General features: G+C 70.9%; 1 protein-coding gene. It reads right to left on the minus strand.

Features of this window, described 5'->3' with window-relative positions:
• Positions 1-7,731 (minus strand): SDR family NAD(P)-dependent oxidoreductase (locus tag ACWD3H_RS47160; protein WP_451959726.1); only part of this gene is annotated, 7,731 nt, incomplete at both ends.

The following is a 7,731-nucleotide window of genomic DNA, read 5'->3' on the forward strand; positions in this document are numbered from 1 at the left end:
GGTGATCGCGTCGGTCTCCTCGATCACCAGCCGCCACAGATCCTCCGGAGAGGCCACCCCACCCGGATAACGGCACGCCATCCCCACGATCACGACCGGGTCGTCCGCCACCGAACGCACCACCGGCGACAGCACCGCCGAATCGGCCTGCTCACCCAGTAACTCGCCCAGCAGGAACTCCGCCAGCACGACCGGCGTCGGGTAGTCGAACACCAACGTCGCCGGCAACCGCAAGCCCGTCGCACTGTTCAGCCGGTTACGCAACTCCACCGCGGTGAGACTGTCAAAGCCCAGGTCACGGAACTCCCACCGCACCTCCACCGCATCGGGCGACGCATGCCCCAGCACCATCGCCGCCTGCGCGCGCACCAACTCCAGCACGAACCGAACCCGATCAGCCTCACCCATCCCGGCCAACCGCCCGCCCAGTGCCCCGTCACCCGCCGGCACCAACGCCGAGGCCGCCGACCGGCGGACCCCCCGCACCAACCCCCGCAGCAGATACGGCACCTCACCACCCGCCCGCACCACCGCCGACGCATCCAACCGCGCCGCCACCACCACCGCAGGACCCACCGCAGCAGCCGCGTCGAACAACGCCAGCCCCTGCTCGACCGTCAAGGCCGAAATCCCCGCCCGCTCAATCCGCCGCATATCCGCCTGGCCCAGCGTGCCCGTCATCCCCGCGTCCTGCGCCCAAGCACCCCACGCAACCGACACCCCGGCCAGGCCCAGCGCACGCCGATGCTCGGCCAGCGCATCCAAAAACGTGTTCGCCGCCGCGTAGTTGCCCTGCCCCGGCCCACCGAACGTCCCGGCCACCGACGAAAACAGCACAAACCCCGCCAGATCCATGTCCTGGGTCAGCTCATGCAGATGCCACGCCGCATCCACCTTCGGCCGCAGCACGGTGTCCAGCCGCTCCTTCGACAGCAACGCGATCGTCCCGTCATCCAGCACACCCGCCGCATGAACCACCGCGGTGAGCGGATGCTCGGCCGGAACCTGTGCCAGCAACGCCGCCACCTGCTCCCGATCCGCCACATCACACGCCACGACCGCGACCTCGACCCCATGCGCGATCAGCTCGGCCTGCAACTCCACCGCACCCGGAGCCTCCAACCCCCGGCGGCCGGCCAAAAGCAGGTGCCGCACCCCGTGCTCGGCCACCACATGCCGAGCCAGTTCCGCACCCAGGCCACCGGTGCCACCAGTGATCAGCACCGTGCCGTCCGGGTCCCACCGCCGCGGCATGGTCAGCACGATCTTGCCGGTGTGCCGGGCCTGGCTCATGAACCGGAACGCCTCCCGGCCCCGCTGCACATCCCACGCCGTGAACGGCAACGGCCGCAACTCACCCGAGGCGAACAACCCCATCAACTCGCCAAGCATCTGCTCCAGCCGCTCGGGGCCGGCATCCCCCAGGTCGAACCACCGGTAGGTCAGCCCCTCCGGGAACTGCTCCTGGTCGCGGATGTCCAGCTTGCCGATCTCTATGAACCGGCCCCCTGGGGCCAGCAGCCGCGCCGAGGCGTCGATGAACTCACCCGTCAGCGAGTTCAGCACCACATCGATCCCCCGCTCCCCGCGCACCTGCCGGAAGCACTCCTCGAACTCCAGATCCCGGGAGGAGGCGATGTGATCCTCGGGGATGCCCAGCGAACGCAGCACCTCCCACTTGGCCGGGCTGGCTGTGGCGAACACCTCCACCCCAAGCCGCTGAGCCAGCTGGATCGCCGCCATCCCCACACCACCGGCACCCGCGTGCACCAGCAGCGACTCGCCCGCCCGCAGAGCGGCCAGGTCCATCAGCCCGTAATAGGCCGTCAGGAACGCCACCGGGATCGTCGCCGCCTGCTCGAAAGAGCAGTGATCGGGAATTTTGGCCACGGCTGTAGCGTCGGCGATCACCACCGGGCCGAAGGCGCCCTCGGCCAGACCCGTCACCCGATCCCCGGGGCGCAGACTCTCCACCCCGGGGCCGACCTCCAGCACCACCCCGGCGGCCTCGCCGCCCATCAGGCCGACCTTGTCCTGCCACCAGCCCAGCGCGTTCAACCCGTCCAGCAGGTCGCGGAAGTTCACGCCCGCCGCACGCACCGCCACCCGCACCTGACCGGCCCCCAACGCCTCGGCCGCCTCCGGGAACGGCAGCAGTTCCAGCGCGTCCAGGCTGCCCTTGGCCCGGCTGCCCAGCCGCCACGGCACCCCACCGCCCGGAGGCAGCAACCCCGCCCCCGAACCCAGCGACGCCAGCCGAGCCACCCGCACCTCGCCGTGGCGCACCACCGCCTGCGGCTCGCCCGAGGACATGAGCGCGGGCAACACCGCCGGCAACACCGACAGCGAGGACTCCTGCCCGTCCACATCCACCAGCACGAACCGGCCCGGATTCTCCGACTGCGCCGACCTCACCAGGCCCCACACCGCGGCAGCCACCGGATCGGGGGACTCCCCCTCACCGGTCGCCACCGCACCACATGTCGTCACCACCAGGCAGGAGTCGCGGTACCGCTCATCGGCCAGCCACCCCTGCAACAAGCCCAGCACGCCGGCGGTGACCTCATGCGCCGACTCCACCACGTCCACGGCTCCGCACGCCGCCGTGGCCACCTCGGCCAGCACCACAGCCGGCACCGGACCCGCCTCAGCCAACGCCGACAGATCCCGATGAACCGCGACCGACCGCCCGGCCGCATCCCACACATCCGTGAGCCCCAGCGTGTCAGGCTCAAGCACCGCGCACCCGACCGCTGCCGCCGCCGTCGGATCGGTCACCGGCAGATCGGGCAGCACAGTCCACTCCAGCCGGAACAGCGCGTCCCGATCCACCCCGCGGCCGCCGTCGGCGGCAGCCAGCCGGTCGCGCGAGATCGGCCGCAACACCAGGGAGCGCACCGACAACACCGGTTCCCCCGCGGCGTCCACCGCCGTCAGCGACACCGCCTCATCGCCCGTCTTGACCAGCCGAACCCGCAGCACCGACGCCCCGGACGCGTGCAGACACACCTCACCCCAGAAGAACGGCAACCGGCCACCCTCGACCTGCTCCAGTCCTATGAACGCCAAGGCGTGCAGCACCGCGTCCAGCAACGCCGGATGCACCCCGAACGCGCCCGCGCTCGAGGCCGCCTGTTCGGGAAGGGCGACCTCGGCGAAGATCCCCTCCTCACCCTGCCATGCCGCCCGCAGCCCCTGGAACACCGGACCATAGTCGAAGCCGCCCGCGGCCAGCCCCTCGTACAACCCGTCCAGCTCGATCGCGGTCGCCGCAGCCGGCGGCCACACACTCGCGTCGAACATCTCGGCCATCCGGCCACTGCCCACCAGCACACCGGTCGCATGCTGTATCCACGGCTGATCATCCGGGGCGTCGGCAGCACGGGCATACACGTTCACCGTCCGGCGGCCCGACTCCTGGGGCGCACCCACCGACACCTGCACCACGGCCGCTTCCCGCTCATCCAGCACCAGCGGCGCAATCAGGGTCAGCTCCTCCACCATGTCACAGCCGACCTGGTCACCCGCCCGGATCGCCAGCTCCAGGAATCCGGTACCCGGGAAAATCACCTTTCCGGCCACCATGTGATCGGCCAGCCATGGATGCGATCGCAGGGACAACCGCCCGCTCAGCACCACCCCATCCGAGTCGGCCAGACCCAGCGCCGCCCCCAGCAGCGGGTGATACGTCGCGGCCAGACCCACCTCCGCCACATTCCCCATACCGGCGCCGGTGTTCTCGGGCCAGTACCGCCGATGCTCGAAGGCGTACGTGGGCAGTTCAACCCGGCGCCCGCCCGGCAGCACCGCACGCCAATCGACCGGCACCCCGTGCACGTGCAACTCGGCCAGCGCCGACATCACCGTGCTCTGCTCATCCCGGTCCCTGCGCAACACCGGCACCAGCACGGTGGCCGACTCGTGCACGTTGGCGTCCGGGCCGGCGAGCGTGGCAAGGGTGTCCTGGGCCATCGCGCTCAGCACCCCATCGGGGCCCAGCTCCAGATACACCCGCACACCCAGACCATGCAACGCACGGACGCCGTCGGCGAAGCGGACCGCGCCACGCACCTGGTCGACCCAGTAGCCCGGCGAGCACAACCGCTCAGCCGTCGCCTGCTCCCCGGTCAGGGTGGACACCACCGGGATCCGCGGCGAGTTGTAGGTGAGCGTCCCGGCGATCGCGTGGAAGTCCTCCAGCATCGGCTCCATCAACGGCGAATGGAACGCATGCGACACCCGCAACCGCCGCGTCTTGACCCCCCGCTGCTCCAGGGCGGCCGCCACCTCAAGAACCGGCTCCTCAACTCCGGAGATCACCACCGAGGCCGGGCCGTTGACAGCGGCGATCGACACCTCACCCTTACGCCCCGCCAGCAGGGCGGCGACCTCATCCTCGGACGCCGCCACCGACACCATCGCCCCACCGGCAGGAAGCGCCTGCATCAACCGCGCCCGCGCCGCCACCAACACGCACGCATCGCTCAGCGACAGCACCCCGGCCACATGCGCCACCGCGATCTCCCCGATCGAGTGCCCGGCCAGCACGTCCGGCCGGACCCCCCACGAGGACACCAACCGGAACAGCGCCGTCTCCACCGCGAACAACGCCGGCTGCGCCCACCCCGTCCGATCCAGCGCCTCCGCCTCGGCCGACCCCGGCTCGGCGAACAACACCTCCCGCAGCGACCCACCCGACTGCCCGTCAAGCAGCGGGTCCAGCTCCGCGATCACCTCGTCCAACGCCCCCGCGAACACCCGGAACCGGGCATACAACTCCCGGCCCATCCCCACCCGCTGACTCCCCTGACCGGTGAACAACACCGCCAGCCTCGGCTCCGCCGCCGCCACCCCGCGCACCACGCCCGCACCGGCGCGGTCCTCGGCGAGCGCGCCCAAACCGGCCAGTACACCCTCACGGTCGCTCGCCGGCACCACCGCCCGATGCTCGAACGCCGACCGGGTCGTGGCCAGCGAGAACGCCACATCGGCCAAGGCCAACTCAGCGTGGCCCTCCACATGCGCGGCCAGCCGTCCGGCCTGCGCCCGCAGCGCCCCAGCCGTACGGCCCGACACCACCACCGGCAACACACCCGCACCCGCGGCCGGATCCTCGTCCGGCGCCACCGTTCCGGCCTCGATCCACGGAGCCGCCGACCCCTGCTCGAGGATCAGGTGGGCGTTGGTGCCGCTGATGCCGAAGGAGGACACACCGGCCCGGCGCGGGTGGTCGGTTTGCGGCCACCCGGCCGGCTCGGTCAGCAGCCCGACCGCACCCTCGCTCCAGTCCACGTGCGAGGACGGCGCGTCCACGTGCAGCGTCTTGGGCAGGACCCCATGCCGCATGGCCATGACCATCTTGATCACACCCGCGACGCCCGCAGCCGCCTGCGTGTGGCCGATGTTGGACTTGATCGCCCCCAGCAGCAACGGCCGATCCTCAGGACGGTCCTTGCCATAGGTCGCCAACAACGCCTGCGCCTCGATCGGGTCACCCAGCCGGGTGCCCGTGCCGTGCGCCTCCACCGCGTCCACCTCGGCCGGCGACAACCCGGCACCCGCCAGCGCCTGACGGATCACCCGCTGCTGCGACGGGCCATTCGGCGCCGCCAACCCATTCGACGCCCCGTCCTGGTTCACCGCCGACCCGCGCACGATCGCCAGCACCTGGTGCCCGTTACGCCGCGCGTCCGACAACCGCTCCAGCACCAGCACGCCCACACCCTCGCCCCAGCTGGTGCCGTCCGCAGTGTCGGAGAACGCCTTACACCGCCCATCAGGCGACAGCCCACGCTGTGCGCTGAACTCGATGAACCCAAACGGGGTGGTCATCACCGAGACACCGCCGGCCAGAGCCAGCGAGCACTCACCCGACCGCAGCGCCTGCGCCGCCATATGCAACGCCACCAGCGACGACGAACACGCCGTATCCACCGTCACCGCCGGGCCCTCCAACCCCAGCGTGTAAGACAAGCGCCCCGACAACACACTGGCCGCCATACCGGTAATGGCGTGACCTTCCACATCCGCCCGGGCGTTCACGGTGAGGCTCGCGTAGTCCTGACCGTTGGTGCCCACGAACACCCCGGTCGGACTGCCCTTCAGCGAAACCGGGTCGATCCCCGCCCACTCGACCGCCTCCCACGACACCTCCAGCAGCAGCCGCTGCTGCGGATCCATCGCCAACGCCTCACGCGGCGAGATCCCGAAGAACCCCGCATCGAACTCATCTGCGTCGTGCAGGAACCCGCCGTGCCGGGTGTACGACGTCCCCACCCGGCCGGGATCCGGATCGTAAATGCCATCCAGATCCCACCCCCGATTCGTCGGGAAACCGGTGATCGCGTCGGTCTCCTCGATCACCAGCCGCCACAGATCCTCCGGAGAGGCCACCCCGCCCGGATAACGGCACGCCATCCCCACGATCACGATCGGATCATCGGCCACCGAACGCAGCACCGGCAGATCCGCGACCTGCTCGGAGTCCACCGAGCCGAACAGCTCCCCGTATAGGAATTCGGCCACGCTGAGGGGGGTCGGGTAATCGAAGACCAGTGTCGCGGGCAGCGACAGCCCCGTCGCCGCGGCCAGCTGGTTGCGCAGCTCCACCGCGGCCAGCGAATCCAGTCCCATCGTGCTGAAGGCCCGACCGGGGTCCACCGCATCGCCTGATGCATGGCCCAGCACCACCGCCACGTGCCGCCGTACCAGCTCATCCAGCACCCGCCGGCGTTCTCCCGGATCCAGGGCTGCCAGACGCCGCCGCAGCCCGCCCTCTTCGCCGCCGCCGGCGACCGCACGAACCACCCGCCTCGCCGCCGGCACCAACCCCCGCAACAACGCCGGCACCTGATCGCCGCGGCCCCGCAGCACTTCCACGTCCACGCGCAGCGGCACCGTCATCGCCGCATCCGTCCGCACACTCAGGTCGAACAGCCGTACCCCCTCAGCCGTGGACAACGCCGGCAGCCCCAGCCGGGCAAGACGGGCCCGGTTGGCGTCGGACAACTCGGCGCCCATCCCGGTGGCCATATCCAACAGCCCGTACGCCAGCGACGTCGCCACCAACCCGTGTGACCGCCGATAGGCCGCCAGCGCGTCCAAGAACCCATTGGCCGCCACATAGTTGCCCTGACCCGCCGCCATGACCAGGCCACTGGCCGACGACACCAGCACGAACATCGCCAGCGGCAGATCCCGGGTCAGCTCGTGCAAATGCCACGCCGCATCCGCCTTGGGACGCAGCACGGCGTCCAGCCGCTCCGGCGACAGTGACGCGATCGTCCCGTCATCCAGCACACCCGCCGCATGAACCACCGCGGTCAATGGATGCTCGGCCGGAACCTGAGCCAGCAACTCCGCCACCTGATCCCGATCCCCCACATCACACGCGGCGATCGTGACCTCGGCCCCGTGCGCGATCAGCTCCGCCTGCAACTCCAGCGCACCCGGAGCGCCCGGCCCTCGTCGGCTGGTCAGCAGCAGATGCCGCACCCCATGCTCGGCCACCAAATGCCGCGCCAGCAACGCCCCGAACCCGCCCGTGCCGCCGGTCACCAGCACCGTCCCCGCCGCCAACCCGACGGAGCCACCGCACCGCTCGACCGCGCCCGGATCCGAGCCATCGGCGATCACGGTGACGGAGCCGCCGGGTTGCTCGACCGCGCCCAGAACGGGCCGCTCAGGCTGGGCCATCCTGACCAGCCGGGGCACCAGGAACACCCCCGACCG

The organism is Streptosporangium sp. NPDC002607 (genome assembly GCF_053592655.1).